Raw genomic sequence first — 26924 nt, 5'->3', positions numbered from 1 at the left:
TTTAGAGGTACTGTATTACGCACATACATTTTTTAAGCGGGAATAATTCAACCTTATTACACTTTTTCCAACGTATATCACCCATTGCTCTACACTTTTTCAAGCGAATCAAACGTAAACCTACAAAAGTTTTCAGGTTTTATGACCGATTTCCTATCATCCAACACCTTCTGGAAAATAAAAAACACACCGCAAACCACAGAAATTCCAAGAAAACCACTACCTTTGTATTCAACAAGTGTTCTGTAACATATCTGCGGAAATGCCCTATCATTCAACACCTTGTATCTGATAGCGGACATTCGCAAAAAGGCTAAAAGAAAGCGGTACAACATATATATGCAAAGCTATGAAATACAACGATTTGCATTTGTCCCCACATTCTGTGTATTTGTCAAAACAGAGGTTGTACCGATTAAAATGAATAGTCACTGATAATCAGCGATGTAAATATGCTGCATCGGCAAGTAACCATCTGATTATCAATGAGTTAAATTGATTACAATCGATTAATATGGCGCTCTTTACGGGGCGCCTTTTTTGTTGCTCTACTGTCAATATTAGTCATTTATAAGCTTTGTACATCATCTTTTTGTACCGTTTTTGTACCACGAAGCAAAATTCCGGCATTTTACGCTGGACAGATTGTGGAGTGAGTTTACGCCATTTTACAGAATTTTACGGGATTATACAGATTATTGGGTGAAATAAAGCGAAATAAAATGAAAAGTAGAATTGAAATTAAAAGAATTTGTGCCTGGTGCGGTAAAGAATTTATTGCCTACAAAACGACGACAAATTGTTGTTCCCATAAGTGTGGAAACGCATTATATAAGAAACGTAAGCGTGATGCAGCAATAATTGCCAATAATAATTTAACTGAAAAAATTGTTACAGAAAAACCTATTGAGAAGATTAAAGACAAACCTTTTCTGACTATTACAGAAACTGCAATTTATCTTGGAGTAACAAGACCAACAATATATGGTTACCTTAAACGAGGCGATCTAAAAGCAACACGTATAGGAACTAAATTTCTTTTAAGCAAAGATGACATAAACAATATGTTTAATCATCCTGCAGCTGCAGATTTTAAGTTGCCACCTAAGGAGAAACAAGCAATCACAGAATTTTATACTACAGCTGAAATTATAGAAAAATTCAATGTTAGCGAATCATGGATATTTGTGATGGCTAGGAAAAATAAAATTCCAAAAACGTTCAATCGTGGTAAGACTTACTGGAGTAAAAAGCATATTGATACTTATTTTTCCTCGAAGGCTCCAGATGCAGACATTACAGAATGGTATAGTGTGCAAGAAGTTCAGGACAAATTTCAAATGAGCCTTAACGCTATATACTCTTTTGTTTATAAAAATGCCATTCCGAAAAAGAAGGTTGGTATTACTGTATACTATTCAAAAAAGCACTTCGATACAGCAAAGGGAATACGTCAGGCTGAAGAACCCAAATACTATACAGTTCGAGAGGCTATGGAAAAATTCAAAATAACAAGAGACCAGTTATACCATTATACCAAGTATCATCAAATTCCCAAGATTAAGAAAGGAAAATATACTCTTATATCCAAACCTGAGCTCGATAATTTGTTCGAAGATCCTATCATTGAATAATCCCGGTATAAGTTATTTCCCGGTGTGAATACTCACCAAGAAAACACCAGTTTAATTTGTACCGATAATAATAATTTATCAACCAAAAACATTTATATTATGGCACTTACATGTACTAACGTAACATTGAGACAAAGAGTTATCAGTAACGGCAGAATTTCTCTCTACCTGGACTATTATCCGGCTATTCGCAATCCGTACACAATGAAAATGAGTCGTAGGGAATATCTTGGCATTTATATCTATGCCCGTCCTAAAAATGAGATTGAACGTGATTTCAACAATGAGATGCTGAGTAAGGCTGAAGCCATTCGTTGTATCAGAGTACAAGCAATCGTCAATGAAGAATTTGGATTTCTTGACAAGCACAAAATGAAAGCTGACTTCCTTGCCTATTTTCGTGAGAAAGCAAAACTGAAGTATCACAAATGGGACTGCGTTTACCAGCATTTTGAAAAGTTTGTAAACGGCTATTGCACTTTCGGTGATGTAACGGTAGAGCTTTGTCAGAAGTTCAGGCAGTATCTACTGAACTGTAAACAGATCCGTCACCCTAATATCAGCGTTTCGAGAAATTCGGCAGCTGGATATTTTTCAACTTTCCGTGCATTACTGAAAATAGCTTATCAAGAGAAGATGCTACGTGAAAATCTGAATGACTTCATAGACAAGATTGAATGGAAAGAAGTCAAAAAGCAGTATCTCACATTAGCAGAAGTTAAGAAACTGGCCACTACACCATGCAAGATTCCTGTACTGAAACAAGCTTCATTATTCTCCTGTATGACCGGTCTTCGTATCAGCGATATTTTACAGCTTACATGGGATAATATTGAAGTCGGTCCTGACAATGGCTATTACATCAGAATTTGTACGGAAAAGACAGAGACGGAAGCCACTCTCCCCATCAGTAACGAAGCATTGGAACTATGTGGTATTCCTGGTTCAGGCCGAGTATTCAAAGGACTGACCAGAGCTATGACGAATCAGCCTCTCAAGCAATGGATTTCTGAAGCCGGAATCAAAAAGCACATAACCTTCCACTGCTTCCGTCATTCATACGCCGTCATACAAATCTCTTTAGGCACAGACATTTACACAGTATCAAAAATGCTTACTCACAAAAATGTTTCGACTACACAGATTTATGCTGATTTGGTCAATTCCAAGAAGCGAGAGACAGCTAATAAGATTTCGTTGAAATAATATAGCTCTTATCTTACCTACTAACAGGTTATATCTGATAAATCTATCGGATATGACCTGTTTTTATGTTTGCTTTATCTGACAGAATCGCTATCTTTGAAGAAAATAGAGTCTTTAAATGAATAACTACAGCTATGATAAAAATATATGGAATGGAAACTTGTCCGGATTGTACGTATGTAGAAGAGCAAGTAAAAGGTAATAACCAATATGAGGTCATCGATATTGGTCAACACGTAAGAGATTTGAAAGCATTCTTGAGATTACGTGATCATCATCCAGCCTTTAATGAAGCCAAAAGTGTTGGAGCCGTTGGAATTCCTTGCTTTGTATTGGAAGACGGTACGGTTACTTTGAATCCAGAAGATGCCGGATTACGTTCACGTCCTATTAATGAAGGAGCAACATGTAATATTGACGGAAGCGGTTGTTGATTATGGCACAGAAAATTCTTTTCCTTCATGGTTTCTTTGCATCAAGTACATGTATCCCAGCTCTTGCCTTGAAAGAATATTTCAGCGGTAAGGCAACAGTCTTGAGTCCAGACTTACCCCTGCATCCACAGGAAGCTATCGACTTTATCCAAAGATTGTACAACCAAGAACATCCTGATATATTGGTAGGAAACAGTAATGGCTCGTTTTTGGCACAGATAGTAGCATCTAAAAACAATATCCCTGCTTTACTCGGAAATCCCCATTTCGAAATGACAAGCTTCCTGATGGAACGTATTGGTTCGCATGAATACAAATCTCCATGAGCTAACGGAAACCAGCAGCTTGTCATTAACCAAACATTGATTGATGAATTCGCAGAACTTCAACAGCATCAATGGGACAATTGTCAGGTAGCTAACCAAGAAAATATATGGGGGATATTTGGTGAGAATGACTATCTAGCACACTTTGAGCCTTTATTTTTAATGCATTATAAATATTCATACCACTTTCCTGGCGGTCATACTCCAACAGCTGAAGAAGTACAAAAATATTATGCGCCATTAGCGGAACGATTATTGGAATTATAGCGTAACCTATCATATAATATAATATAGAAAGAATACCACTTTTATTTATTATATGATAAGTTATAAATTCATGTCTTATATCCAATCCCATAAATTAATCCGCCCCTATTTCATCTGAACACTTCTTACTTTCCAATAATAATCAAACTATTTATGACAATTAGTGACGTTTGATGAAGTCTGATGTCACTCTTGTCATTTTCTGATAATACATAATCAGTAAACATTACCTTTGCTTACGAACAGTTAAACATATGGCTTATGTATTTGAAGAAATTTGAATATTTTATTTTAGATTCTAGTGTAGCTGGAACATTACTTCTTATAGCACTTGCTATACGCATTGAAGCAGTCAATGCAGGCTTTGATCAATTCAGCTCAAATATTATTTTTATATCGGTCTTTATAATATCTACAGGATTATATATATCAATGCAAATTGCATTGTATGAGATAATCATATTTTTATGTCATCATAGCAAATCTTTGTCTATCCATGAACATCTTAATGATTCTGTGATTGCACCAGAACAAGCATTTATGGAATATGAAAAACTCCGTTCGAATACTATTATAGAACAGAAACGTACGAACGATAAAAAGCTAGAGTTAGTACATATATACATCCATCAAACGATGGCTGCTTATACAAGCCAAGAAAATCTTCAGCGTTTATGTATGTATATTTCGGACTTCTTTCAGGATAAAACTTCTACCAGTATTATTCCTATAAAAATAGATTCAAAATTGAAAGCTATAGATGTTATGCATTTGGGCTGGAACATAGGTAAAGCATTAGGTAAACGACGTTCATATACAGCAGAATTCATAAAAAAGGTATTTGCTGATACCATGAAAGAAAATGAAGTCAACACGATAATCAAAAAGATGTCTCACTCAGAAACAGAGTGCATAATTAAATTAAATCCACATATAATTCAATAAATCAGACTTTATATTCATAAATACTGCATGAACAAGTATCAATCCTCAAAAGTAAAAACAGATAGTATGACAAAAGAACCTATCACATTCGACAAGCTTCCGCAGGCTGTAAGCTATTTAACAGAACAAGTAGAGAAAATTTATCAATTGGTTGAAACCTTACAACCACAGAGACTTGATCATCAGCATCAACTAATTGACATAGATAAGGCTAGCATACTTATCCAAAAATCAAAACCGACAATCTATAGACTAGCTCGTACAGGTCTCATCCCAGCCTATAAACGTGGTAAGAAATTATATTTCTATGAGGATGAGCTCCTTATATGGATAGAGGCAGGCAAAAAGCAAAGCCAACCTCTATCCTATCAGGAACAATCCGCACAAATACTTAAGGGGATGAAACGCAAACCTAGAAACGGGCTTAGTATTTGAGGATGTGTCAAAATTCATTTTTTGAAAATATGAACTTATAACTTGAAACTTGAGTACCTTAGTTTAGTAAAGAAAGGGCCGATAATGACTCTATACAGAGTTTGATACGGCCCTTTTAAACATTATAGTTACAATCTGTAACTTTAGAGAGTCGTTATTTTAGTTTTTGAGACACCTTCACAAATTATAAATTACAAATATAGAATCTTTAATAATATCAGAAGTGTTAAACTTACAGTTATTTCAAAAAATAAAGAACCCCATACACAAGAATTCATAATCCTGACGTAATTATATTTGCAATTATAGAAGCAGCTATACCTAGCAAGAAACCTATTATTCCTCCACCTGCTGCATATTTCACTTTAATTTTTTTATTTTCATTAGTATTGGAAAAATTATTTCCTGTTGATACTTGATTTCCTGAACCATTGATGTTCGGCGAATGATTACCTTTAGAAACTTGTTTCATAATAATTACTATTTTTTTACGATATTATTATTCCCATTAATATTAGGAGAATTATTCCCATATGATATTTGCATAACACGTGTATTTAGCATTGACTTAGCTTCGTATCCGTCTAAAAGATTTATTTGCTTTTCTGACAATATATCCATTAATTCTCCGTAGGATTGTTTATTGGCAACAATTATTCTTTTATTTTTACTATATGAACAATTACATATTTCAATATAAATTTGTTTATCATGAGAATATTTTTGTTTTTCAATTTTTATATAATCTATATACTTTCTACTTTGCTCTGTTTCAAACAAACATTTGAACCAAAATCTAATAGCTTCACTCTCCAATGCAATCTTATTATATTCAGCTAATGCTATATTTGAAGAGTCTAAACATAATCTAAACTCATTATCCTGAATAAATACCATTAGTACATTAAACAGTAAATCAAAGTTCTCTTTCATACCTGCAAAAGATATAAAATCTACGTCAATAGTAAATCTATTCATTATTTCGCTTTTTTTGCTAAATTCTGAAAATAAGTCATATCATCCTCAAATTCTGTAATATAAAAATCTTTAGGCCACTCAAAAGAACCATCTTTTGATATCTTTATATTTTTAATTATAGCTGAATCATTATTTTCTTGATTTCTAGGTTCGATAAAATAAATAGCAACATCTTTACTGCTTAAAGCACCTTCAGAGATTCTCCTTCGCAAACGCTTTAACAAATACTCACTATGCGTTTCTATTAATAAACTTTTTTTACTTTCCCCTTCTTGTCCGCTGCTAATTTAAGTATATCAATAAATAAATCTGCCAAATCTGCTTGCATTTTGGGATGCAAATGTATTTCAGGTTGTTCAATTAATGTTAACGATTTATTATTTGACATAAAACCTTGGACTAAAATTGGTAATACCTGTGAAATTCCAAATCCCACATCGGTAATGTCTAAATCCAAATTATTTTGATTAATCTTTATATTATGAATAATATCTTTAAATTCCTTTACAGTTACTCGCAATCCAAATTTCTTAAGCCAAGCATTTACCCTTGAATTTACCTGAGTATTTTTTTTAAGCACTTCTGCTAAACTTGTACCACTTTGAGTATTCAAAGTGGTATTTATATTAGCTTCGTCTAAAAGATAATATCTTTGCGGGTAAGCTCGCAATGGACTAACATAATTTATATTTTTATTTTCAAAAGTTTCAGCAATAATATCATATGCTTCATTAAAAAATAAAGCAATATATCTAGACACTAAATTTTTAGATTTTTCATTGAGTTTTAATGAATCGTATTCAAAGGCATCCTTTAAAAAGTGTAAATGTTCTTTTATTACATCAACGTCTAAGATGTCGCTACTAATTCCTTTAGAATCAAGATGAATAAATCTTTTATTTCCAATTTCTACATATTGATCTTCAACTTTTATTTTCTTTGTTTGTGGATTATACTTTAAATTATACCCTAAAACTCCCGATACTGAATATAAGTCTTTAATAGGTTTTAAAAATGTAAAGAAATCACTATATATTGAAAACTTTTGGTGTATAGTCAGTTTGTACTCAATTTAGGGCATAACCCATTGTATGGGCACTTTTGCAAGTGCCTATATATTGAGATGTTAAAAATTTCACTTGTTTATTAACTATTGGCATATTGCCAATCCAATTTTGTCAGGTCGCATACTGAAAAAATCCCTGCAACCGTTAAAGATGTTAACAAAAAACTTTCCAAGGTAATCCCACGCCGACCGACCCTGCAGCTTCACCGTACTTATTATACTGTGATAAGTGGCCGCCATCTTCGCTCCCTCATCACTGCCAAAGTGGAGCATGCTATTTCGTTGGGTTGTCAGAGGACGGACTGCACGCTCGGCCAGGTTATCAAAACTTTTGGATAATCTGGCTTATCCAAACTTTTTAGTTATCCAAACTTATTGTTGTAATCACTTGATAATCCACTAATAATGGATTTAAAGTTTGGATAATATTTATAACTTATGGGCTAATATTAACCAAAACATATCAGCCTATGGACATATCTTACCTAAAATCCAATTTCCCAAAGTTAATTGAGCATCTGGAGACAAACAACTATCACAGGGATGCTTTCCGGCTCACAAGGCGATGCGTCAATCTAGTTTTAAGCTTAGGGCCAACATCTGAAAGTTATGAGGAAATCTTCTGGAATGAAGTCAAACGAAGAGGTTATAAACCAAACGAGCCCCGATTCAAAGCCTTCATGGTTTATCTGGGCAACGTGAAACGCTTCCATATAGAAGGGAAGTTGCCGGATCGTAAAGTCCATGGGTGTCTTTTCCCCAGGAAACCGCTTGAAACCCAACTTACAGAAGAGTACCAGGCACTTGTTCGCTTCCATAAAGAAGAACAGTTGAGCCATCAGTTCATCAGTGATAAATCAATATATATCAGAACACGTGCGCTTATAGGTTTTCTGTCCTATCTCCAGAATTCTGATATTTTCTCTTTGAATGATATTTCTGAGTCAAGTGTGTTGGCGTTCTTCCATGATGGAGAAAAGCAGAAACGCGGAAAAGATTTCTGTTCCCTTTTGAAACGTGCTTTTGAATTTATCAAGACTTATCATCAGGAAGAATATGTCAAGACCAATGTCACGAAAATCATCAATTGGCTTCCGCATATTAAGTCAGGTGAGAAACCTTATCCTTATCTTGAGAAGGAAGAATTTGAAAAAATCCGAGCAGTCCTTCTGGACGAGGGAAACAAACTTACTCATAGAGACAGACTTGTTGGTTGGATTCTTTTCTTCTGGGGACTGCGTGGAACTGATATCATATCGCTGACTACTGGAAATGTTGATTGGAGAAATGAGGCTGTAAGCCTGATTCAATCAAAGACCGGAGAACCTTTGTCTCTTCCAATGAATGTCCACATCGGTAATGAACTTTTCGATTATCTGACGTTGGAAAGGGCCAATGCCGAATTAGAAGGACCTATTCTCCTCCAGCAGAGATCAACGGACAGATCTTTGGGTACGGTTGCCGGGATTTTATCCAAGATTTTTAAGATAGCAGGTGTCCGACAAAATACGGTCGGAGGGTTACGGTTAATGAGGCACAACCTTGTAACCACTCTTTTGGGGCAAAGTACAGCATGTGAGGTCGTGTCTTCAATCGTAGGTCATAGATCTCCGGAATCACTCAAACACTATGCAGACTCCGGCATTGATCATCTGAGGGCTTGTGCTTTATCCATTGAGGATTACCCTATGCCTCCAAATTATTTTTCAATCTAATTATATCTGTGTATGGAAAGACCGTTTAAATCCTTCCTGGCTCTGGATATGGAGAATTTTATCGCAAGGAAGAAAGCAGAAAACAGCTGGAGCAATACATATTATGAGAATCTGCACTACTTCGACAATTATATCCACTCTCATTATCCCACATCCACAGAACTGACGCAAGTGATGATGGAGTGGTGCAAGCCACGTTCCACAGAAAAGGGGAACTCCTGCCGATACCGCACTACTCCCATATGGAATTTTGTATCCTATCTTCGTGACCGTGGTAAAACAGGTGTAACCATCTTACGATGCTACGCAAATGTGCCGGTTGAACTGGTACCACACTTCTTCTCGAAAGACGAATTATCGCGTTTCTTCAGAGAATGCGATATATTCTGGTATGAATATTACAAGAGTAAACGGACCTTACCCCGACTTATCAATATGCTTGAACTTCCAGTGTTCTTTCGTCTTCTTTTCAGTACAGGAATGAGAACTTGTGAGGCTCGCGAACTCAAGAGAGCTGACGTCGACTTCCAGACCGGAGTGGTAAACATTGAGAAATCCAAGGGTATAGACAAGCACCGTGTGGTTTTGCACGAAAGCATGTTGAAGTTGCTTCGTCAATATGATCAAGCGATTGGAAATGTGCTCTCTGAGAGAATTTATCTCTTTCCGTCAACAGGTGACAAACCCCATAGGGCGGCATGGGAAGGCTACCACTTCAGAAATCTGTGGCCGCGTATAAGCCAGGAATCAGCACGTCCTTATGACTTCCGTCATCATTATGCCACCACAAATATCTCACAGTGGGAAAAACATGGCTTTGAGTTCAGCGGAAAGCTACTCTTCCTCTCCAGAAGCATGGGACACAAGAACATACAGAGCACCTTCGGTTATTTTCATTTGACACCTATGCTTACAGACAAACTGAGAAAGAACTGTGGGGATGCCTTCGATGACCTTCTTCCCCCCAATCCGGAAAACGAACCTAATCAATTATGAATCATGAAAAAGAAGCAAAAATCTTGTGCAGGGATAAGTCTTCAGGCCAGACACCTTGCGGAATATATAAGCGACTGGATAAACATCTATGTTCCAAGAATGCGGGGATGTAGTTCCCATACTGAAAGAGCTTATAGGACATCACTCTCCTTGTATGTATCCTATCTGGAAGAAAAAGGATATACCCCATTTACATTAAGCATAGAATGCTTCACACCCGAGGTTCTCAACAACTGGCTCCTATGGCTTAGAGACAACAGAAATCTAAAGCCTGCAAGCTGCAATGGCAGGATGGGGGCTATGAAATGCATGCTTAAATATATAGGTGGTAGAGATGTGGCCTTTGCCGGATTATATCTTAACGCAAAAGAGCATGTTAAGAAAATGAGAGAAGAGAAGGTCCATATAATGGGGATGACAAGAAATGCCGTAAGGGCTCTATTTGCAGCTCCCGATACAACAACAAAACTTGGGGTCAGGGATCTCTTCCTTATGCTGATGTGTTATGGAGTTGCCGGGAGAATCGATGAAATCCTCTCTTTGAAAGTAAAAGACCTTCGGACTGATGTCAAAGATCCATACGCTATTCTCCATGGCAAAGGGAGTAAAATACGTTCCGTATATCTTCAATCGGGCATAATGAAATGGTACGAACGCTACATGAAACTCTTCCATGGAAAAACTCCTAATCAGGAGGATTATCTCTTTTACTCAATTGTCCATGGGCAGCGGTGTAAGCTGACCCAGCCTGCTGTAAGCAAAAGGATGAAACTTCATGCTGACAAGGCAAGACTCACTTGCAATGAAGTTCCCAATCCTATGCATGCGCATCTTTGGCGCCATACAGCCGCATGCCACTGGCGTGAAAATGGGATAAATATCGTGGAAATCAAGGAGTTGATGGGACATGCCAGTTTGACATCAACAATGGTCTATCAAGATGTTACCGATAAGCAGAAGAGGGAAGCAATAAAATCACTTGAAAACAATGTAACGCAGACAATGAAAAAGAAATGGACTATGCCGGACAATCGTTCACTGGCCGCCATGTTTGGTATTAATGTGGACTGAATTCTCCATCAATTATCCAAACTCTTGAAATGTCAAAGCTTGATTTAAGCGTAGATAGCTGAAGGAGTTTGGATAACTAAAAAGTTTGGATAAGCTGCATTGTTGTCTATCGGATAACTTCCATCCTTTATATAGGTAAAGAGGTTTGTCCAAAATGTATCCAGATAGTTCAACGCTTTCTGCAAATAAGGAGTAACAGTCGCAGGATCCTTGGACTTCTCTATACCAAGATGAGTGCGGAGATTTATCAGGATGCCTTTCGTCTCAAGACTTTGACGTTGTTTCCCTCTCTCCTCGTCAGTAAGATTATCCTTTGTATACTGGCGTTCCAAGTTGTACAAATCCTCTATATACTTAATGAAGATATCGGCATTCTTGTCGCCAGCCTGCTCGCTTGCCTTCACAAACTTCGCACGCGCATGTGCAAGACACACCTGATGGTCTGTCTTGGATAAATTGGGAGTCTCGGCTGCTTTCAACTCGTTGCCAATAAAGGTATAAGCATTGTAGCCGTCAGACATGACGCTCTTCAATTCTGCATCACCGATAAAGTCTGTAAGCACATCACGTCCACGGGAACCATTGTCGTAGAAGAAGATAGCCACACGCTCTGCCTTGTTCACAAGTACCCAGATGTAACATTTCTTGTAGTGGTCGTATTTGCGCACCTTGCACCAAGTCTCGTCACAGTTCACGATGGAGTCTTTCTCCAACGCTACTTCCTCCAGTGACTCAACGAGCTTGTCAAGATAAACTTTGCCTTTCTTCAACCAATTGCGCAGCGTATTTGCAGAAACGGTCATCCCCATATCCGTCAGCCATTGATGGAGAAGCCCGAATGTGACGTTCTTCACATACACCTCGTAGGCTATTGCCTGTAGAAACTCAGGTGTTGCCTTTGTTCCCTCGAACTTCGTCACAAATTCAGGATTCCCTGCTTTGGGGAAATAACCCCACTTCGGCTTCTTGCCTTTCTCAACGTAATGAACCATCTCGAAGCGTTTCTCAACGAGACTCATCTCAAGGTGGAAAACAGAGACCATCTTCTTGCCAAGGATTCGCCCTGGCACTTTAGCATCATCTGACTTGTACTCTTCTGCCGGTCCCTTAACGCGCATGGTCCTGTAAGTTTCGGGACGGTTGGACAAGTCATGTTCCTTCTTTGACGGCTTTTCCTCTTTGGAAGAAGTTTCGTTCTTGGAAACGCGGTTGTCTGGAAGAGAAGACGAAGTACCGTCAAAATCATCCTCGTCTTTACCACGGTCTGACTCTTCCGTTTTTGTAGATTCAGCCTTCTTTACTTTCTGTCTTTTGTCACCAAAGCGATTCTTGTCGGCAAACTTCAGCTTGGCGGTAAGGTCTGCCACCTTACGTTCTGCCGATTTTAATTTACGGTCCTTTTCCTTCAATGACGACTCTAAAGACGACACCTTAGACAACACGTCATCAAGCTTGGACAAGCGTTCATCATATTCCTTTTGCTTGTCCAGGAAATCCTGAAGCACAGCATCACGGGCACGAAGACCTAAATCCGCCTCACGGACTCGCTCGGCAAGGTAATTGATATAACGTTTTTGTTCTTCTGCTGTCATACCTTCACTGTAATCAAGAGCAGGGCGCGAGAACGATTCCCGTGCCAGAAGCTCTTGCTTTTGTTCTATGATATGTTGCAGTTCCTTCATCCGTAATGCTCTGATCTTCAACTACAAAGATAGTGAAAATATATGAGAAAAACGAATAAACAAGCAACATAATTATTTGATTTTCAATGTGCTAACTATTGGATTCTCCAATAACAACACCACATCTTTCCAGTCTATTCTGTAAACTCGTTCATCACCATTATGATCCACTTTCATAAACTGATGACCGGCTACAAACTTCTTCTCAAACAGGGTATATGAACGGTTGTCATAAGTGAACAGTCTTACTATACGACGGTCACGGGACATGACGATAAACACATCCCCGTCAGACGGCTCACGGTGGAGTTGTTCACGTATGATGGATAACACCCGGCTATGCTTGCATCGCATATCCGTAAAGTCACGGAGATAATAGAAGCGATTAATACCGGTAACACTCAGCATAGGCCCTCCAGTTTCTCTATCAGTCGCTTCAGCTCTTGATAGCTTAGATTCTTCTGGGAGATATGCAGTCCATTGGTCATTCGCAACTCCACGAGAATACGAACACAAGAAGGCTTCGTTACTGTAGAAGATGGTTCCTGAGAAGGGCCTTCCTGTTTCGGCTCTTCCTGAGCCGAGGTTGGAAGCCCATCCACCTTTACTTCCACGATCTTGTTGCGTGTATCTTTGTACCATTTATAGAATATATTATAAGGTACTTTATTACGTGAACAGAACTGTTCAATGGAGATGCCCTTCGGCATGGCCTCCGTCTGGTACTGGAAATAGAACCTTTCCAAATCTTCACTGCTGTACATAATTTTATATTTAAAGTTCAGCGGCGAAGATACTTTTTTCAAAATATAGCCCTAATTTGAGTACTTACGTATAGTCATTTTCTCATCAAGCAAATTGTCCATTAAAAAATTTTGATGAGAAAGTATATAATTAATAATTTTGGTCTTCTCATTGAGACTCTCTAAATCAATTGATTTATGTGTATATTCTATATTTTTAATCTCATTTATTATGTTCCTTGGTGTATAGATTCCATAGTCTAATAAATCAAATTGACTATTTTTCCCTTCTTTAATTCGATCAATTAGTCTTACTATTTGAGTCAATTACTGGTCAATTGTTTGCAAAAATAATCTTAATTTTTGAATATAAGGAGCGGCATTAAATGAAAATTCAAGATTTAAAATCTTGGTTAAATCTTTATCTTTAATAAGGTTTTCATCTTCGCCTAAATTTATAAATCGCCCATTTAGTTTTAAAGCTGATTCATAAGGCTCTGGATTGTTCATTGTTTGTTCAATCAAAAGAAATAATTGTAATAAACTACTTTTTCCAGAACTATTAGCTCCTAAAAGAATTGTTATTGGCTTTAGCTCTAAACGACCAGAAGAAAAAGCTTTATAATTTTTAAACGAAATAGAATTTATCATAGATTCCTTTTATTTAGTCATACAAAAATAAAATATACTAAGTTTATTAATATTCTCGCAAAGTTATTCTATATATAAAAAAAACAAACTTTTATTATAGATTTAAGTCAAAACAAACATAATAGACTTCTCTATACAGTTCTTTTTAATGCCTATGGGTCCTCCAAATATATATTATATAAAATAGTTGTCACAATTAGGTGTACTTACTTTATCTACCTATTGAACGATTAATATCACATAATATTTAAAGTTTTATTCATGCATCATCTTAGGGTAATTATAGAATAGAAATAACTGATTTTGATAAAGTGTTACCTTCTAGGAACACATGTTATGCACGTTTATTAATACTGTTTTTACATATAAAATCAATTGAACATAACAGCACGTATCATAAAAAATACTCAGACTTCTTTACAACTCATATGTATACAAGAATTATGAGATAAAAGTATTACCAAACAAGTTCGCAATATAATTTTCAACCATTATTTCATTTCTTACAGCAAATATCGCCCTTTGCCACTGACTGAGCAAGGCGGCCCTGTCGGGCTGGTTGGCTGGAAAAAAATCATCCTCGCTTCGCTCCGGTATTTTTTCCCGCCAAGCCTTGCACCGGTCATTGGCAAAGAACAGCCGGGCCAGTAAGAAATTGAAATACTGGCTCCACGGAGCCGGTCATGTCTAATTTAAATAAAAGAATATGACTGAAGAAGTTGGAAAGAAGGTATGTGAAGGTACAGTAGCAGACCTCATGAAGGACAAGACCGGAAAACAGACGGTTGTCACGTTGACAAGAAAGAATGCTTACCGAGTGAAGAAAATCAGAGAACAAGGGACGGATGACGAAGCCGTCCTTTTTCATTTCCGTAAACGCTGTACGGGAATGGGCTCCTATGTACACACCATCGAAACGGCAGACGGGGAAACAGAACTGCATCCAAATGAATTTGAAAAATGGGAAGCAGTGGAATTTCTGTATCCCGGCTATCTGGAAGACCTGCTTGATACAGCTTATAACGCATACAGATGGAGTTCCTTCGAACCTGAAGCAAGGGCGGAAACAGACATCATGCAATATGAAAAACAACTTGTAGAGGATCTGAAACAGATTCCGGAAGAAAAGCAAAACGAGTATGTCAGTGCATACCATAGCAAGTTCTCTGTCTTGCTGGGCAGTCTCTCACGATGTGCCAGTCCGATGGTGACAGGGCCTGCCAAATTCAACTGCCAGCGCAACAACAAGGCCTTGGACGCATACCAGAACAGATTTGATGAATTTCATGACTGGCGTAACCGCTTCAAGGCTGCCATGGAAAGAATGAAAGAGGCAGCCAAACCGGAAGAACAGAAACAGGAGGAGGCATGGAACCGCCTGAAGCGTGACATTGCAAGCAGCGCACAGACCATTCATGATATTGATACCGGTAAAGCAAGAGGATACAGCCGTGCCCTGTTCGTCAGCAGTATCCTTAATAAGGTAAGCACCTATGCAGGAAAAGGAGAAGTGGAAATCGTACAGAAAGCGGTGGACTTCATTACAGACTTCAATGCGCAATGCAAAAAACCGGTTATCACTCCACGAAACCGTTTCTTCCAACTGCCGGAAATGGCACGCCAGGCCAGACTGAAACTTCAGGAAATCAGAGAACGGGAAAACCGTGAACTGAAATTTGAAGGCGGAATGCTGATATGGAACTATGAGGCAGACCGTCTGCAAATCCTGTTTGACAGTATTCCGGATGACCAGAGGCGCAAGGAACTGAAATCATACGGTTTCAAATGGTCGCCGAGATACCAGGCATGGCAACGGCAACTTACACAGAATGCCGTATATGCAGTCAAAAGAGTGTTGAACCTTCAAAACCTATAAGACATGAAAGACCGATTGAAATATGTAATCGATTCCCGCTACTTCGACGGAACATGCCTGACAAGTATGAGTGACGGATTCCACAATGACTATGGTGGGGAAACAATCGAAGAACTGCGCATACGGGAAAACAATCCCTATCTGAAAGCCGTAACAACTTCTGATATAGACAAGAAGCTGCGGCTATACAATCAGTCCCTGTCCGAACCGTTCAAGGAAATCACCGAAGAAGACTACTATGACCTGCTGGATGTACTGCCACCCTTGCGCATGAGACAAAACTCGTTCTTTGTGGGAGAACCGTATTACGGAAATATGTACTCTTTCTGCTTCACCCGTCAAGGAAGATATTTCAAGGGCCTACGCTCCGTACTCACTCCGCAATCCGAACTGGACAGTCAGATAGACCGTCACTTGGAAATCATCAACCGGAAAGCCGTAATCTCAAAAGAGGAAACAAGCAAAACAATCAGCGGAGCCAGACTCATTCCCTATTATTTTTCACTGGACGGAAAACAGCCCGTATTCATCTGCAACCTTGTCATCCAATCAGATTCCAGACAAGCAAGGACGGACATGGCGAATACCCTGAAAAGTCTTCGCCGGAACCATTATCAGTTCTATAAAGGAAAAGGGCATTACGAAACTCCGGACGAACTGATAGACCATATATCAGGAAAGAAGTTCACCCTTGTTTCCGACGGACATTTCTTTCAATATCCTCCCGGCAGGGAATCCGCAACTTTCATTGGACACATCAAGGAGACATCAGAGGAATTTCTTTTCCGGATCTATGACCGTGAATATTTCCTGTATCTCCTAAAAAGATTGAGGACCGTGAAAAAGGAGTCCGCACAGGATATAACAAATATCAAATTATAACATTCGGGGAATGCGGTAAAATGACTGCCGTATTCCCTCATAAAAACAATACAAGTATGAACAAATCGAACACTCTATACTGGAAAACAGCCACAGATCCGGCTGAACGCATTGAGGTCAGACTCGTCCTGAACAGTTATATCGACAATGACAATCTGTATGTAGGACTTGAATCCCGGTCTAAAGATAATTCGGAATGCTGGGAATCCTACATGGACATCACCGTCAACCTCAATTCCCTTCCCCCGTTCCATGCCTATGTGGACAACCGGGACTGCAACAGACATGTGCATGATTTTCTGACCAATAACAGAATAGCAGAACCTGCCGGATTTGAATATCAGGGATTCAGAATGTTCCGCTTCAATCCTGACAGGTTGAAGGAACTCGCACCCGAACAGTTCAAGACAATCAGCGCCAAACTGCCACCACAGGATGACATGATAAAGGACATCATCTATCAGGAAAGACATTTCCCTTTGAGAACTGTTCAAGACATTCACGGAATATATCTTGTTTCAAGCAAGGAACTGGAAGAATCTCTGATCGAAGGAGTACGGAACCTGGATGCTGCGGCAAATGAACTGCTGGATGGCATCTGCCTGTTCTGTTCCACACAGGAACTGCGCTATCTTACGGATGCAGAACTGATAGAAACAATCTACGCACAATAAAAAGGAGGAACAAATATGAAAACTGGAGACATTGTATTTCTGAGACGTCCCTATAAGGGATACCGTGCCGTCGAACTGATGGAAAGACTGGAATGCCGCTGGCTGGTCAGGATTGTTGAGAGCGGTCTTGAACTGGAGGTATATGAAGATGAACTTATATCAGAATTTTAATACGGATAAAGTGTTATGGAAAAATATCAGTTTGCATTCCATTCGGAAATAATCGGCTATACCTCACCCCATATCGGCGAGGTCAGAAAAGCCATACACAGAAAAGTGGAAAAAGAAAAGTCTGCCGCCATAAAGAATGATATTGAGCTGCACATGTACAAGGTGCATGACGGCATACCGGTTCTCCTTAACACCTGCTACCTGTACGATGAAAAAGGATGTATGGTACACGGAAGTATCAAGGGAACCAAGGATTATCTGCTTGAGACATGGAGATACCATACAAACAGACATTCCAAAGGTTTCAGTTCCACAAGAATCAGGCCCTGCACGACAAGCAGGGCTTTTTCGTTTGTATAACTCTTAAAATCAGGAATCATGAACCAGACATTACAACTTACAGACTATATTCCACAGTATGTAAGCCTCTACTACGTGGACTACCGGGATGATCTTGATGAGCATGAAGACATCCAGGAGGAATGTATCCGTTCCAACAATATGGAAAAACTCTATGAAAAGGCATACGAATGGTATGAGGAACAGGAAAGCTCAAACATGCACGACTATCTGGAGGAGACAAGAAAGAATATGGAAACGGACAATTTAGCCGGAGAGTTTGAAGAGCATGAAGATGAAATCAGGGAACTTATCTACGACCGGAACGATTCCGACCCGGTAAAGGACCTGATACGCAACTCGTCCGTCACTAATTTCTTCTATTCGCTCGGAGTGGAAATCAGCGGATATCTGACCGGTTGTTCACTGCGGGGAGAATCAGTCGCCATGGCCTGCCATAAGGTACGCCGCGCACTGCATCTGAAAAAGGGGCAGTTTGACGAGAAGATTGAAGAACTGGTAGAGAATGCCACATACGGCGGAGAACTGCGCATCTACTTCAACGCCATGTTTGACAGGCTCATCAGTAAAGACCCTGAGAACGATTTCAAGAGCATCCGTTTCCACGGGAATGTAGTGGTGGCCATTGCCGACAGCCGGAACGGTTCCGGACATCATGTACGGATTCCGTTGGACATCACCTTCCCTTTCCGAAGGGAGAATCTGTTTGTCGATTCACAGGTACACTATTCCTATGCCAATGAAGTCTGCGGCATGACCAATGACTGGTGTGATTCCACAAAATGGGAAACGGGCATGAAACCTTTTACCGGATCGGTCCGAAAAAGCCGGATGGCTGAATACAAGAAACAGGAAGCCGCTTATGAGCAGACATTCCGAGACGGGAAATGTATCTTCGGTGACATGAACTACAAACGCCACCGTGACGTGCGGTATTCGAATGAGTATCCTGCCGGATGCAGATGCCCTCATTGCGGTACTTTCTGGATTGACTGAAAAAACATTTACCAACCAATAAATTCAAACGATATGAAAATCTGCTGTTCACAAGAGCATTACGACAAGGTCGTACAGTATGCAAAATCAATCAATGACAAAACCCTGGAAAACTGTCTTGAACGTCTAAAACAATGGGAGAAGAACGAGAACCGTCCATGCGAAATCGAACTCTATTACGACCATGCGCCTTATTCGTTCGGATTTTGCGAACGTTATCCGGACGGGAATACAGGCATTGTCGGAGGACTGCTGTATCATGGAAATCCGGACGAATCCTTTGCCGTCATCATGGAACGTTTCCACGGATGGAGCATACATACCTGACATATATGCGACAGTCTGTATTGGGGAGCCTCATGCAATATGGGGTTCCCTTTTTTTATGCCGGAGACATGATGACAGCATCCTCATTTCTTGCTGTAAAAATAGCTGTTTGCCGCGCAACTCCCGCAAGGCGGCCCTGCCGGGCTGGTTGTCTGGAAAAAAATCATCCTCGCTTCGCTCCGGTATTTTTTTCCGCCAAGCCTTGCAGGGATGCGGGCAAACAGACAACAGGGACAACAAGAAATAAGAATGCCTGTACCTTACAGGCAGACAATGTATAACAATAAATATCAGAAGTCATGATTACAGACCAGAAGACACAGAACAGGCTTCACGCGGATACCGGAACGGAACTGTTCTCCATCAGACAAAGGAAGGAAGCCGTCACAAGGATGCTGGACATTCTGAAAGAGACTCCGGAATACCTGCAGGTTATGAACCATATACCGGCTTATGCCATGGATGACGATACGTCAGAATGGTGGAAATCGGAAGAATCGGAAAATTTCATGAACTCACTCCTGGAAGTGATGGAAAGCTATACTCCGGACGGATACAGGTTCGGACCTAAATCCGGCACGGCCGACCTTTACGGCTACTGGGAAAGCAAGACCGGGCGGACAACCCTCTTCCATCTGCTTTTCAGTCTGGAAAGCGGATATGAATGGGGAAAAGGTCTTTCCCATGAGAAAACGGACGCATTCTACAAGGAAATAAAAGAGAAGTTCCATGAAGAAGGATTCGACACGGACAGAACAGGCTGTACATTACAGGCCATGTATCTTGTAAAAGGAAAGACACGCCTGTACGTGCATCCGATGGAAATAAGCGGCTACTGTGAAACACTGCATATTCCACAGATTACAGCCATACTGAAAAAAGGAGGCCGTACATTCCGTCTTGTAAAGGATAAGATAGCGGAAGAGGTGTATTCCTTCACCTATGAAGAAGAACTGGAATATTACCGTGCCAGATACGGAACGTGCATCCACCGGAATATACTGGATGCCTTCAGCAACCGCCACGCAGGGAAAGAGGACATACTTTCCATGATGGCATCACGGATAAATGTGGCTACGACATCACATCTTCACGGTATCGGATATGATTCGCCTGCATACAGGTTTGTGCATGAGGCATACGACAGACTGGTAAACAACGGAAAGCTGAAGGAGAATGCCCGGGAAATCGGTTGCTGCAACATCATAATGGCCATTTCAAATACCAACGCAATATGAGACTGAATTACAATGACATGCTGCTTCTGGCAATATGGGAATACAACAGGAGACAGGACGAGGATCTGACCCTGGAACTGTTTCAGGAAACATTCGGACAGGTTCCCGGCGCACATTTCCATGACAAATGGGTGCATTATTACAACAAGAACCTGCTGATGATGGCCGCCTATTTCAGGAGTGAGGAAGAAAACGGCCAGAAATTCTGTGATATGGTCACCCGACAGGTTGAACGCTATACACAAAACAGGAGGAGAACAGGATGAATACAAAGATAAGATATGACCTTGACAGTCTTGAACTGGCAAACGGTGACTTCGGGTATCCCATTACAGAAAAGGAAGTACGGAAAGTGAACCGTATGCTGGAACTGATTGAGAATGTCCGAAGCAGGCAGATGTGCCCGACAGAAGGAGACTGCGTGGAATTTGTCTCACGTTCTGGTGACTATTTCGGAAAAGCTCATATAGAACGGATAACAGGAAAATATGCGGATATATGCCTGATACCGGAAACGGTATTCTGTTTCGATGACATGGGAAAAGCCGCCTATGATACCACCGGAAGTCCCTGGACGCAGGTCAATATCCGGAACATGAAACCCGCAGGTACAGAAATCCGCATATTCAGGACATGGGGATTCGGGAAGCGCAGCAATACGGGCAGTCTCAGGTTTGATGCTCCGGTCAGGAAATGGGAATACAGAGAACCGAATCCGTTGTATGACGGTTACACCACCCGTAACTGGTTCCGCTATCATATCATGAAACACCGGGACAGGGAAAGGACAGGCGAATACACCTTCCGCAGCGTTTCATTTACGCTATACAGCCGGAGCGAGCTGGACGAGCTGGCCGCAATCCTGAAAGGCAGACTCTACAAGGGAATCCTGCCTGACTCTCTTGTACTTTGGGGATACCGCATGGATATTAAGGAAATATCACGTGAGCAGTGGAACGGTATGGGACAGCACGGACAAATCCGCATGAAATTCATGGGATACGGTCCGGTCAGAATCCACACGGACAATGAAAACCATACCGTAACAGTATACAGAATCAACGACAATCTATAACCAATTATAAAATAAAGGAATATGGCACGATATGAAATCTCCAACGAAGTCAGGCCGCTCGACAGGCTCATCACAGGCTTTGCCTCCTCATGCGGCTATGAAATACAGACCGTATTCAACGACCTGCTGCGTTTCATCATCCACGGCTTCTCTCCTGGAGCACCGCCAATAAGCAACTGGAAATACAAGCGTCAGCAAAACGCCTCGTTCATGGAAATGACAGCCGAATGGACACGTATCATGCAGAAACAAATCGGCAGGTCGGGCTGGTTCGACGCTTTCGGTGAACTCCACATGGCCTACTGCTCAAAACCGGGACAGCAGGCAAACGGACAGTTCTTCACGCCGTCACATATCTGTGAACTCATGGTCATGTGCGCGGCAGGTAAAAAAGAGACCGGACAGAGGATGGGAGACCCTACATGCGGCAGCGGAAGGCTCCTGCTGGCATACCATGCGCACAATCCGGGAAACTATCTGGTCGGAGAAGACATCAGCCGGACCTGCTGCATGATGACCGTATGCAACATGCTCATCCACGGATGTATCGGGGAAGTGATCTGTCATGACAGTCTCCAGCCGAAGGCATTCACCGACGGATGGAAAGTCAACCAGGCTCTGCCCTTGACGGGAATACCTTCTATAAGACGCATGAAGGAAGAGGAATACAGGAATCCTTTTCCGGAAAATATCGGACGCTTCAAAGAGGCAGTCCGTATCATCAACCTATTGGACAAATAATTACCAACCATTTAAAAAATATAATTATGGAAGCTTTAGCAACATTGAACAATCAGAGACAGTTTGATTTCCAGAACAACGGAATCGAAGTAATGGACCTTGAAACACTACAGCGTACCTACAAGGAGAACGACATCTACGGCAATCCGGTAAGGGGAATCTACCACTACCAGGTCATCCAGCGCATGACGGACATCTGCCGCCGTCACAACCTGAACTACGAGGTGGAGGAAATCTTCGCCGCCCAGAACAAGAACCGTACACAGCCCGGAGTGGTCATCCTGCCACAGGTGGAACAGACCTATGGAGAGAAGGCGGTAGAAGCACATGTACTGCGCAGGATCTTCACGACCATCCGCATTCTGAACGGGGATACCGACGAACTGACAACCACACTCGTGGTAGCCTACCATCAGGACGGAATTCAGGCAGCGATAGGTCCCTGCGTACGTATCTGCCACAACCAGTGTATCCTTTCACCCGAACGAAGCGTTGCCAACTACGGCAAGGACAAGGTGACTACCGAGGAACTGTTCGGAAAGGTGGATGACTGGATGCGCAATTTTGAGCGTGACATGGATGCGGACAGAAGCCGAATCCAAAGGCTCAAGGAAAAGGTGTTGACACCCGGTGAATTATACATGATTATCGGTATGCTGACGGCTCTGCGTGTATCGCATGACAGTGCAGACAAAAGACTGGCATCACAGGTGGACACCTATCCACTTAACCAGGGACAGATTTCCGTGTTTACGGAAGAACTGCTCAAACTCTCACTTGAACAGCCACGCATTACAGCGTGGGATGTCTACAATGTAGCGACAGAAATCTACAAGCCTGGAAAGACTGATTTTCCTGCCATGATTCCACAGAACGGAGCAATGGCCGATTTCCTGCTTTCATATAACCAGAATTAGAACCTGAAACCGAATACGACAGGCCCAGTTCCGTTACCAGCGGAATCGGGCTTTGTCATTTATCAACCCGAATAATCAGATAAGATATGGCAGCAAGTAACAGAATAAAGGCTGAAATGTATATCCTTTTCAGCTGCAACGCATGGCACGAATACAGTTCATTCGAGCCAAAGGCGGTCTTCTCTTCCATAGAAAAGGCAGCAGACTTCCTGCAAAAGAACAGAAGAGAACTGAAACTGGAGGAAGATGACATCGAATGTTTCAGACAGCACAGTCAGACTCAGGGCAGAAATACCAATTACCTGGTACAGTCCTGTCCCTACAATCCAGTCCGCAAAAAAGATCTGGAATGACAAAGAATCCCATTCATAAACAATCAACCAAATATCATCTGAATATGAATATTTTCCAAAAAAGAATTGAAAACCTGTGCGATGAAATCATCGGCAGGATACTTGCACTGATGAAGGTAAACTCGGTTTCCGAAGTCGTATTGACAGACAATGACAATCCGGTTTACGTAATATGGTTTGACAAGACCGGTGATCCGTGCGAATGTTCCGTACACAAGGTAACTGCTATCGGAGAAGGAATCACACTTGAAGTCTATGATAAGATAACCGGAGAAAATTACAAGGTCACAAGCCGCCATGAGGCGGTTCTGGCCAATCCGGTATGGCTTAACGACATTCTGGAAGCCATAACAAACACCTTTCAGATAAAAAATACAGGACTGGAAGAGAATGTTATATGTTGCAAATGTGGAGAAAATCATGTAGTCTGCAATGCATTCATCAATCCGAATACAAAACAGTTCTATAATTATGATGAAGAGTCATTTCTGTATGGATGGTGTGAGAAGTGTGACAATTATACCATTCTCTGCGACATAGAAGCCGTAAAAAATGATATTGAAAACGATTTCAAGAAATTTGTCAAAACATATGGGGAAAAGCCCGAAATTGCAGAGTGTAAGATTATATGGAAAGACAGCCTTAATACTGAATACGTAAACATCGCAATTACTGATGTACCTGAAGAATATGATAATACGATATTTTTCTACTGTAAAAATTTATCCGAACTGATAAATCTATCTGATTTTTCTAGTGAGGATTTTGTATTATTCCATTTTATGGATTTTAAATCGATAACATTATAAACCAAATAAAACTTGTCAGATATATCAGTCTTTCATAACTTTGCCCCTGGAAAATTAAAAACAGAAGACAATATAAGTCAGTAGTATTATGATGGAGAATTATCAGGAAAAGGCAAAAGAGAATTTTTATCGTAACCGTCCGTACGGCATTCATATTGATTATGCCCAAAAAGGGTTTGTATTGTTTAATCATTATATAAACAGTCTTGGGAAACAAGAAACTGGTTCCATAGAAGGACTTCCTCTTGAAAAATTTGAGGATGTGGACGCGATACCATTGAACGGTAAGATTATAAAAAATGGCAACCAGACAATAGACATCTATTTCTATACGGAAGATTCAAATCCTTACAGAAATATGAAACTGGATATGGATGCTCTGAAACAGTATAACCGGTTCATTTATCACCTGTCACTTTTTCTGAACAGAACATTATAACAGAACAGCCGTGAACTTTTCATAATTCACGGCTGTTCTGTTCTTTTTCATTGTATAAACAATAATCTGTATTCTTCTTTTCTTCTCCTTTCTATTGACGGAATTTTCTTTCCCTTATAGTGACAATATCGTATGAAATCCGCATAAATGTCTCGGTTACCGGCTTCCAGTTTCCTTATTAACGTGCTTTTGGGCATCCTGCCATAACCGAGCAACCTATATGGGCCCACCTGATAAGCAAGACAGGCTATCAGTAGCGAATCCTTTCCCAGATGACGGAACAACGCACACATTTCCTTCAGGTCTTTTCTCAGAATACTGTCTCCCTCACTTTCTGTCAGACTGACGGGAAACTTTTCCCCTTTTCTGATACGGTGACCGTATGCAACATACGGATAATGTTCCGGACCATGCCATCCTTCGTATTTCTTGATACACCTGACAGCCGTTTCCCAACGTGAGTCTTCCACATTCTCCTGTGCACGCAGGGAAGTTACCGTCATGGCCAGTACCACCAATGGCAGTACTGACCTTAGAAGTCTAACGGTTATTATAGGGCACCTCCTTCCTGAACTGACAAAGAATCTTCCACGGCATCCGTCTCTTCATCGCCTGCATCATTGAAGTCAAATTCCATTTCCGTCATGTTTCCCCAATTGTCCTCGACAACGACAATGAAGTTCTGCGCCTCGTCACATAGTGAAGTATAATACATCCTGAACTTCCGGTTCTCCAACAGATAACGGTCATTCGGTTTGAATTCAAGACCGTTGTCCAGTTTCAGGGAACCTTCCCCGTCATATTGGAAATAACGGATCGTATAGACCGTACCGTCAAAATCGCCCTCACTTTTGAGTTCACACCGTATTTCCGCCGTCTCATTCCTGTTCAGTTCCTTGGGAACCGGCATTGTTTCCACGGTAAACGGATAACTCTGCTGGATTTCCAGCTCGGATTCGCACGAGGTCAGTACAAGACTGACCAGAACTATGCAGAACATGGCAATCTTGCCTGCCAACCCAAATCCTTTTCTTATATTCTTTTCTGTCTTCATTTGTTTTCCTTTGTTTTTGTCAGATATTCATTCAAGTCCTTTAATCCATCATACAAACCGGAACAGTCCATAACCTTATTCCCGAAATGTATGTTCAAAGTCTCCAGTGCAGTAATCCCGGCCCGATCACGGTCAAGAAAGCACAGGATTTTACCGTAACCCTCCAGAACGGCATACGACCGTTCCAGATTGGATACAGAGTTCAGCACCAGGCAGTCCTCGTCCTTCACAATCCGCAATACCAATGCCGAAAGGAAATCCACAAATCCTTCAAACACACAGCACGTATCCTGTTTCTTTCCGGACAGGGACACACAGGAAATGTCCTTGGGAGAGATGCATCCCTTGAACATCGGGTTACGGAGTTCATAGCCGCCGCTCCGGTTCATGAAGCCTATGGCAAAATACCGTTTGCCCCGTATTCCGTATGCCACTTCCTTGCAGAATCTCCCGGCTATGGCCGGATCAATGCCTCTCTCTTTCAGGTAACCTTTCAATGCCTCATGACTCAGTTCCGTCACTTTCACGTCCTCGAATCCGGAAACGCGGGGTATCTTCTTACGTTCCTGTAAAGGCCGGAGGGGAAGGATGCCGGATTTCCCTGAAAGGAACTCCAGTTGTTCCATGAAACCGGTACTTCCGGTCAGTTCTCCGGCAAGATGGAAGATGTCACCTCCCTTTCCGAGGCCAAAATCAAACCAGACATTCCGCTGCGTATCCACCTTGAAGGATGCGGTTCTCTCATTTCTGAAAGGGGATCTGAACCAGACATCATTTCCTTTACGGGATACAGGCATATGCCCCAGATTTTCAAGAAAACCGACAAGGGAAATCTGTCTAATCTCTTCCAGTTCCATAACCCA

At 40.9% G+C, this 26924-nt stretch carries 36 protein-coding genes and 1 pseudogene; 25 read left to right on the top strand and 12 right to left on the bottom strand.

What is annotated here, in order from left to right:
- Positions 1-722: 722 nt before the first annotated feature.
- From DWX62_RS12200 to DWX62_RS12175, 7 genes are all read left to right on the top strand, one after another.
- Positions 723-1634, top strand: a complete 912-nt coding sequence (locus tag DWX62_RS12200) for a helix-turn-helix domain-containing protein (protein WP_120172875.1) — start codon at positions 723-725, stop codon at positions 1632-1634.
- 99 nt (positions 1635-1733) lie between these two features.
- Positions 1734-2840 carry a site-specific integrase gene (locus DWX62_RS12195; protein WP_120172874.1) on the top strand — a complete coding sequence of 369 codons (1107 nt, stop codon included), beginning with the start codon at positions 1734-1736 and terminating at the stop codon, positions 2838-2840.
- A gap of 134 nt (positions 2841-2974) precedes the next feature.
- Positions 2975-3274, top strand: a complete 300-nt coding sequence (locus tag DWX62_RS12190; protein WP_117887529.1) for a glutaredoxin-related protein — start codon at positions 2975-2977, stop codon at positions 3272-3274.
- Positions 3275-3276: 2 nt separating this feature from the next.
- Complete coding sequence (locus tag DWX62_RS22280; RefSeq protein WP_243636270.1) at positions 3277-3600, top strand: alpha/beta hydrolase; 324 nt, start codon at positions 3277-3279, stop codon at positions 3598-3600.
- A 36-nt stretch (positions 3601-3636) separates the two neighbouring features.
- On the top strand, positions 3637-3867 hold the full coding sequence (locus tag DWX62_RS22275) for a hypothetical protein (RefSeq protein ID WP_243636269.1): 231 nt from the start codon (positions 3637-3639) through the stop codon (positions 3865-3867).
- Between the two features lie 261 nt (positions 3868-4128).
- Positions 4129-4812 carry a hypothetical protein gene (locus DWX62_RS12180; protein ID WP_120172873.1) on the top strand — a complete coding sequence of 228 codons (684 nt, stop codon included), beginning with the start codon at positions 4129-4131 and terminating at the stop codon, positions 4810-4812.
- Between the two features lie 66 nt (positions 4813-4878).
- Complete coding sequence (locus tag DWX62_RS12175; protein ID WP_120172872.1) at positions 4879-5247, top strand: helix-turn-helix domain-containing protein; 369 nt, start codon at positions 4879-4881, stop codon at positions 5245-5247.
- Positions 5248-5521: 274 nt separating this feature from the next.
- On the opposite strand, the gene DWX62_RS12170 is transcribed toward DWX62_RS12175, so the two are convergent.
- The 5 genes and pseudogenes from DWX62_RS12170 to DWX62_RS22270 form a co-directional block, all read right to left on the bottom strand.
- Complete coding sequence (locus DWX62_RS12170; RefSeq protein WP_120172871.1) at positions 5522-5719, bottom strand: hypothetical protein; 198 nt, start codon at positions 5717-5719, stop codon at positions 5522-5524.
- An 8-nt stretch (positions 5720-5727) separates the two neighbouring features.
- Positions 5728-6225, bottom strand: a complete 498-nt coding sequence (locus DWX62_RS12165) for a hypothetical protein (RefSeq protein WP_120172870.1) — start codon at positions 6223-6225, stop codon at positions 5728-5730.
- Positions 6225-6449, bottom strand: a complete 225-nt coding sequence (locus DWX62_RS12160) for a hypothetical protein (protein ID WP_120172869.1) — start codon at positions 6447-6449, stop codon at positions 6225-6227. Before DWX62_RS12160 ends, DWX62_RS12165 begins: the two co-directional genes overlap by 1 nt.
- A gap of 20 nt (positions 6450-6469) precedes the next feature.
- Positions 6470-7228 carry an AAA family ATPase gene (locus tag DWX62_RS12155; RefSeq protein ID WP_279387161.1) on the bottom strand — a complete coding sequence of 253 codons (759 nt, stop codon included), beginning with the start codon at positions 7226-7228 and terminating at the stop codon, positions 6470-6472.
- A 147-nt stretch (positions 7229-7375) separates the two neighbouring features.
- Positions 7376-7615 (bottom strand): annotated as a pseudogene (locus tag DWX62_RS22270) (IS66 family transposase); the annotation flags it as partial.
- 146 nt (positions 7616-7761) lie between these two features.
- On the opposite strand from DWX62_RS22270, the gene DWX62_RS12145 reads away from it, so the two are divergent.
- From DWX62_RS12145 to DWX62_RS12135, 3 genes are read left to right on the top strand one after another with little or no spacing between them, the layout of a single operon-like run.
- Positions 7762-9006, top strand: coding sequence for a site-specific integrase (locus DWX62_RS12145; RefSeq protein ID WP_120172867.1), 1245 nt, complete (start codon positions 7762-7764; stop codon positions 9004-9006).
- A 12-nt stretch (positions 9007-9018) separates the two neighbouring features.
- Positions 9019-10002, top strand: coding sequence for a tyrosine-type recombinase/integrase (locus DWX62_RS12140; protein ID WP_120172866.1), 984 nt, complete (start codon positions 9019-9021; stop codon positions 10000-10002).
- Between the two features lie 3 nt (positions 10003-10005).
- Complete coding sequence (locus DWX62_RS12135; RefSeq protein ID WP_120172865.1) at positions 10006-11073, top strand: tyrosine-type recombinase/integrase; 1068 nt, start codon at positions 10006-10008, stop codon at positions 11071-11073.
- Positions 11074-11117: 44 nt separating this feature from the next.
- Here the strand turns inward: DWX62_RS12135 and DWX62_RS12130 are convergent, their stop codons facing one another.
- The 4 genes from DWX62_RS12130 to DWX62_RS12110 all read right to left on the bottom strand — a co-directional run bounded on the left by DWX62_RS12130 (position 11118) and on the right by DWX62_RS12110 (position 14149).
- On the bottom strand, positions 11118-12755 hold the full coding sequence (locus DWX62_RS12130) for a transposase (RefSeq protein WP_120172864.1): 1638 nt from the start codon (positions 12753-12755) through the stop codon (positions 11118-11120).
- A 72-nt stretch (positions 12756-12827) separates the two neighbouring features.
- Positions 12828-13163, bottom strand: a complete 336-nt coding sequence (gene tnpB / locus DWX62_RS21995) for an IS66 family insertion sequence element accessory protein TnpB (RefSeq protein ID WP_120172863.1) — start codon at positions 13161-13163, stop codon at positions 12828-12830.
- The gene (locus DWX62_RS21990; RefSeq protein ID WP_120172862.1) at positions 13157-13519 is read right to left on the bottom strand and encodes a hypothetical protein; all 363 of its coding nucleotides are present in this window, start codon (positions 13517-13519) and stop codon (positions 13157-13159) included. The genes tnpB and DWX62_RS21990 overlap by 7 nt, the downstream gene beginning before the upstream one ends.
- A 306-nt stretch (positions 13520-13825) precedes the next feature.
- Positions 13826-14149, bottom strand: a complete 324-nt coding sequence (locus tag DWX62_RS12110) for an AAA family ATPase (protein ID WP_120172860.1) — start codon at positions 14147-14149, stop codon at positions 13826-13828.
- 706 nt (positions 14150-14855) lie between these two features.
- Between DWX62_RS12110 and DWX62_RS21980 the strand changes: the two genes are divergently transcribed.
- The 15 genes from DWX62_RS21980 to DWX62_RS12035 all read left to right on the top strand — a co-directional run bounded on the left by DWX62_RS21980 (position 14856) and on the right by DWX62_RS12035 (position 25007).
- On the top strand, positions 14856-16025 hold the full coding sequence (locus tag DWX62_RS21980) for a hypothetical protein (RefSeq protein ID WP_165859015.1): 1170 nt from the start codon (positions 14856-14858) through the stop codon (positions 16023-16025).
- Positions 16026-16028: 3 nt separating this feature from the next.
- Positions 16029-16907 carry a hypothetical protein gene (locus DWX62_RS12100; protein WP_120172859.1) on the top strand — a complete coding sequence of 293 codons (879 nt, stop codon included), beginning with the start codon at positions 16029-16031 and terminating at the stop codon, positions 16905-16907.
- A 56-nt stretch (positions 16908-16963) separates the two neighbouring features.
- A complete protein-coding gene (locus DWX62_RS12095) occupies positions 16964-17581 on the top strand; it encodes a DUF4313 domain-containing protein (RefSeq protein WP_243636268.1) in 618 nt (205 codons plus the stop codon).
- Positions 17582-17596: 15 nt separating this feature from the next.
- The gene (locus DWX62_RS21975; RefSeq protein ID WP_004326287.1) at positions 17597-17752 is read left to right on the top strand and encodes a hypothetical protein; all 156 of its coding nucleotides are present in this window, start codon (positions 17597-17599) and stop codon (positions 17750-17752) included.
- Between the two features lie 15 nt (positions 17753-17767).
- Positions 17768-18112, top strand: a complete 345-nt coding sequence (locus DWX62_RS12090; RefSeq protein WP_009121407.1) for a hypothetical protein — start codon at positions 17768-17770, stop codon at positions 18110-18112.
- Positions 18113-18130: 18 nt separating this feature from the next.
- The gene (locus tag DWX62_RS12085) at positions 18131-19108 is read left to right on the top strand and encodes a hypothetical protein (protein WP_120172857.1); all 978 of its coding nucleotides are present in this window, start codon (positions 18131-18133) and stop codon (positions 19106-19108) included.
- Positions 19109-19141: 33 nt separating this feature from the next.
- The gene (locus DWX62_RS12080; protein WP_117678447.1) at positions 19142-19435 is read left to right on the top strand and encodes a DUF4120 family protein; all 294 of its coding nucleotides are present in this window, start codon (positions 19142-19144) and stop codon (positions 19433-19435) included.
- A 299-nt stretch (positions 19436-19734) separates the two neighbouring features.
- Entirely contained in the window at positions 19735-20673 is a 939-nt protein-coding gene (locus DWX62_RS12070) for a hypothetical protein (RefSeq protein WP_120172856.1), read from the top strand.
- Positions 20670-20939 carry a hypothetical protein gene (locus DWX62_RS12065; protein ID WP_120172855.1) on the top strand — a complete coding sequence of 90 codons (270 nt, stop codon included), beginning with the start codon at positions 20670-20672 and terminating at the stop codon, positions 20937-20939. The genes DWX62_RS12070 and DWX62_RS12065 overlap by 4 nt, the downstream gene beginning before the upstream one ends.
- The gene (locus tag DWX62_RS12060) at positions 20936-21748 is read left to right on the top strand and encodes a DUF4121 family protein (RefSeq protein WP_120172854.1); all 813 of its coding nucleotides are present in this window, start codon (positions 20936-20938) and stop codon (positions 21746-21748) included. Before DWX62_RS12065 ends, DWX62_RS12060 begins: the two co-directional genes overlap by 4 nt.
- A 21-nt stretch (positions 21749-21769) precedes the next feature.
- On the top strand, positions 21770-22489 hold the full coding sequence (locus DWX62_RS12055) for an N-6 DNA methylase (protein ID WP_120172853.1): 720 nt from the start codon (positions 21770-21772) through the stop codon (positions 22487-22489).
- 26 nt (positions 22490-22515) lie between these two features.
- The gene (locus DWX62_RS12050) at positions 22516-23406 is read left to right on the top strand and encodes a hypothetical protein (protein WP_004326295.1); all 891 of its coding nucleotides are present in this window, start codon (positions 22516-22518) and stop codon (positions 23404-23406) included.
- 86 nt (positions 23407-23492) lie between these two features.
- Positions 23493-23759: a hypothetical protein gene (locus DWX62_RS12045; protein ID WP_120172852.1), complete on the top strand. Its 267-nt coding sequence runs from the start codon at positions 23493-23495 to the stop codon at positions 23757-23759.
- A gap of 44 nt (positions 23760-23803) precedes the next feature.
- Entirely contained in the window at positions 23804-24568 is a 765-nt protein-coding gene (locus DWX62_RS12040) for a hypothetical protein (protein WP_120172923.1), read from the top strand.
- Positions 24569-24659: 91 nt separating this feature from the next.
- Entirely contained in the window at positions 24660-25007 is a 348-nt protein-coding gene (locus DWX62_RS12035) for a hypothetical protein (RefSeq protein ID WP_120172922.1), read from the top strand.
- Positions 25008-25054: 47 nt separating this feature from the next.
- Here DWX62_RS12035 and DWX62_RS12030 read toward each other — a convergent pair whose 3' ends face one another.
- Genes DWX62_RS12030 through DWX62_RS12020 form a run of 3 tightly spaced genes read right to left on the bottom strand, consistent with a single transcriptional unit; the run spans position 25055 to position 26918 of the window.
- The gene (locus DWX62_RS12030; protein ID WP_120172921.1) at positions 25055-25510 is read right to left on the bottom strand and encodes a glycoside hydrolase; all 456 of its coding nucleotides are present in this window, start codon (positions 25508-25510) and stop codon (positions 25055-25057) included.
- A gap of 47 nt (positions 25511-25557) precedes the next feature.
- Positions 25558-26061 (bottom strand): DUF3872 domain-containing protein, encoded by a 504-nt coding sequence (locus DWX62_RS12025; protein ID WP_117652441.1) that lies wholly within the window; start codon positions 26059-26061, stop codon positions 25558-25560.
- Positions 26058-26918: a toprim domain-containing protein gene (locus DWX62_RS12020; protein WP_117652440.1), complete on the bottom strand. Its 861-nt coding sequence runs from the start codon at positions 26916-26918 to the stop codon at positions 26058-26060. The genes DWX62_RS12025 and DWX62_RS12020 overlap by 4 nt, the downstream gene beginning before the upstream one ends.
- Between the last annotated feature and the right edge of the window lie 6 nt (positions 26919-26924).

This window comes from Bacteroides sp. AF20-13LB (genome assembly GCF_003603065.1).
GTDB lineage: Bacteria > Bacteroidota > Bacteroidia > Bacteroidales > Bacteroidaceae > Bacteroides > Bacteroides uniformis.
This window is presented reverse-complemented; position numbering and strand designations above follow the sequence as displayed.